This is a genomic window from Anaerococcus sp., from assembly GCF_022770135.1.
In the GTDB taxonomy this organism is placed as follows: domain Bacteria; phylum Bacillota; class Clostridia; order Tissierellales; family Peptoniphilaceae; genus Anaerococcus.
On sequence record NZ_JALEIL010000042.1, the window covers coordinates 1 to 3,049 of the forward strand.

Here is a 3,049-nt window from a genome sequence, read left to right on the forward strand (position 1 = left end):
CTTGGTTAAAGATTTCTACTATTTGCTTTTTAAAGTCTTCTTCGTAGTGTCTAGCCAATTTAAAATCCCCCCTATGTTTTCTTATTGTTTATTGTATCATACGTTCGATTTTAAACTGTACTATTTATTGTATCCATACCAGTTACTTATTTAAAAATTTATATTTAATATACCAACTTATCCTTTAAGAATACGAAGGGCTCAACCCTGCTCGAAAGTATATTCCTATACATAAATATATTCAATATCTATAACATTTAGTCTCAGATATTTTAAAATATCTCCTTCCCAATTTTAATATTCACCCCATCCAAAAGCTCAACCTTAAATGGAGTATTTTCTAAAAATCCTTTTATAAATTCATATCTCATTTGGTGGTATTTGGATTTTTCTTTTTTATTTTCTACTCCACTTACTTTTCCTATTTCAAATGTCTCGTGGCTATCGTGGTCGTGGCCACCCTCGCAGCTGTCTGTTAGGGAGTCTTCTGGGTTTATTGCTTCATTTTCGTATTGTTGGTGGAGGTTGGTATCTGTTATTAGAAGGAGGTTGCCTTCTTCGTCCATTCCTGCTCTAAGTGCCCTATCACATGGCATGCCGTCTAGAAGTCTTAGGTTTAGTTTGTCGAAGACTTCTTCGAAGCTATCAAGTTTTTCCTTACTTCCTTCGATTTTTCCTAGATCGTAGAATTTTTCTCCTGGATTTTCTGCTAAGTTTATAGCTCTTGCCAGTCTATTTTCAACCATGTCTATTCTAGAAGATAGCCAGCCGTGGATATTTTCTTGATCTACTAAGTCTTCTAGGGGACCTGTTTTGACCCTTGGAAAGTCCTTATCGATCTCTTCTGTCTTTCCTTCCATTATATAATCTGTTATTTTATCTTGAAATTTAATTTTTTCATACATCATGTAATGTATTGGTCCTAAATTTTTACTCATTTTATCACCTCTTATATTTTTACTTTACAATTTGTGTTATACTATAAATGAAATATTTTTCGAGGAGGTTTTATGAATAAAAATTTAACAACCAAAAAGCTGATTTATGTTGCGCTTTTTACAGCCCTAGTCTACATATTTTCCAGATTTTTTCAAATTCCAGTTGTGACACCTTTTGGCCAAACTAGGTTTCATCTAGGAAATGTATTTTGTCTTTTGGCAGGAATCCTTATGGGGCCGGGATTCGGTGGACTTGCGGCAGGACTTGGCTCTGCCTTGTTTGACTTATTTGATCCAGTATATTTTACTTCAGCACCTATAACTTTCGTTACAAAGTTTGCCCTAGCCTTTGTTGCAGGAGCAATCTATAGGAAGAGAAATGAGCTTGTCGATAAGAAAAGACTAGTTATTGCTGCTATCTTAGGTCAGCTTACCTATGTTTTCTTGTACTTATTAAAGACTTATATTACCAACAAATTTGTGATGGGCTTTACCAATGAAGCTGTCATGGCAGAGCTTATACCAAAGGCGGGGGTTTCTTTATTTAACGCCCTAATTTCTGTAATCATAGCCTTTATCCTTGCCATGCCTTTGCTTAAATCAGTAAAGTTTGAATAAAACAGGCTCTTTTGGGTATTTATTAACTTAGAAAGAAAAATGAAGGGGTTATTATGAAGGAAAGATTAAAAGAATTTCACATGACCTGTCCTGAATGTGGTCATGGTTTTGATGGTGAATTTAATACAGCAGTTTTTGAAGATTCAATCGAAAGGGAAGAAATCCTAAAAGGGACTTTTGCTCAAGCGACCTGCCCTGAGTGCGGACATGAATTTATCCTAAACTACAGATTTGTCTACACAGATGACTCTCTTAAGTTTATGATTATCAACGATCCGAATTTCGTCGATGTCAAAAACAAGATTGCCCTAAGGTCTTCCTTCAAGCTCCTCGATGCAGTAAGGAAAAATGAAGCTGAGAAGTTTGAAGTTATCCTTACGACAGAGATAAATGATTTAAGAGAAAAGATTATCCTAATGGAAGCTGGACTTTCTATGAGGGCAGTTGAGCTTATGAAATATATCCTTCTAGAAAGTGATGACCTAAGCCTAAGTCACGACCAAGTAGCAAGCTTTCGCTATGGTCTAGATGAGTCCTTTGATATACAAACCAGAGGGGGAGATTCTATGAAGCTTCCTTTCTTAAGGGAAATCTACGAGAAAATCTACGACCAATACAGCCCATACTTTGAAGAAAAGGCAGAAGTGATAGATAGGGCTTGGGCCTTCGATTTTCTCAAAAATATCAAATAAGGAGCGGTTCGCCGCTTTCATAAAGTAGACAAAGTGGATTTAATTTAAATTTATTTTATACTTAAGTTACCCTTATCTCGACTAGTTAAATGTGCCTTAATTGGCACATTTAACCCTAAAACTAATAGCTAGGTTATATTTGCTATTAGGTTCTAGTGTGAGTGAAACGAACGCATGGAGAGATCTCATGAGATTTCTCCACTCACTTCGTTCGGTCGAAATAAGGGGGGTATACAGTTTAGGAGCGGTTCTCCGCTTTTTTTATTTGAGGAAATTCTAGTATAGTATCCCTATGAAATTCTATGTCGCAAATAATAAGAAAAGAAAACAGGTTTATGATATATTAAATATCTTCTATGACCATGATGACTTGGCTTTTGATGAAGATGCTAGTCTAAAAGTTTATGATGAGGAAATTATATTTGGTGAAAGAAAGATAGCCTACAAGGAGGCTGATCTTAAAAGAAAGCTTTACGAACTTTTAGTAAAAGAGACAGGCTACCAGTCTCCTTGGGGTTATCTTACAGGATCTAAGCCATCCAAGCTCTTGGAAAAGATGAGTCCAGCAGATCTTAAGGAAAAGTATTTAATAAGTGATAAGAAGCTTAAGCTCCTTGAAGATATCAGGAACTTACAAGAAGCCATGTCTTTTGATTCTAACGATTTTTCACTTTACATCAATATTCCCTTCTGTCCTACGAGATGCAAGTATTGCTCCTATCCTACGATTGTGGGAGATAGGAAGGAAAAGGGAGAATATATCTCATCTCTAATCTACGAGATAGAAAATATAAATCTTCC

The 3,049-nt window shown here is 35.7% G+C and carries 3 protein-coding genes and 1 pseudogene; 3 read left to right on the top strand and 1 reads right to left on the bottom strand.

Annotated elements, in window-relative coordinates:
• Window positions 1-272 precede the first annotated feature (272 nt).
• Window positions 273-938 (bottom strand): hypothetical protein, encoded by a 666-nt coding sequence (locus MRZ08_RS01560; RefSeq protein ID WP_297378533.1) that lies wholly within the window; start codon window positions 936-938, stop codon window positions 273-275.
• A 72-nt stretch (window positions 939-1,010) separates the two neighbouring features.
• On the opposite strand from MRZ08_RS01560, the gene MRZ08_RS01565 reads away from it, so the two are divergent.
• From MRZ08_RS01565 to MRZ08_RS01575, 3 genes and pseudogenes are all read left to right on the top strand, one after another.
• Window positions 1,011-1,556 carry an ECF transporter S component gene (locus MRZ08_RS01565; RefSeq protein WP_297378536.1) on the top strand — a complete coding sequence of 182 codons (546 nt, stop codon included), beginning with the start codon at window positions 1,011-1,013 and terminating at the stop codon, window positions 1,554-1,556.
• 53 nt (window positions 1,557-1,609) lie between these two features.
• A complete protein-coding gene (locus MRZ08_RS01570) occupies window positions 1,610-2,248 on the top strand; it encodes a CpXC domain-containing protein (RefSeq protein ID WP_297378538.1) in 639 nt (212 codons plus the stop codon).
• Between the two features lie 292 nt (window positions 2,249-2,540).
• A pseudogene (locus MRZ08_RS01575) lies at window positions 2,541-3,049 on the top strand (coproporphyrinogen dehydrogenase HemZ); the annotation flags it as partial.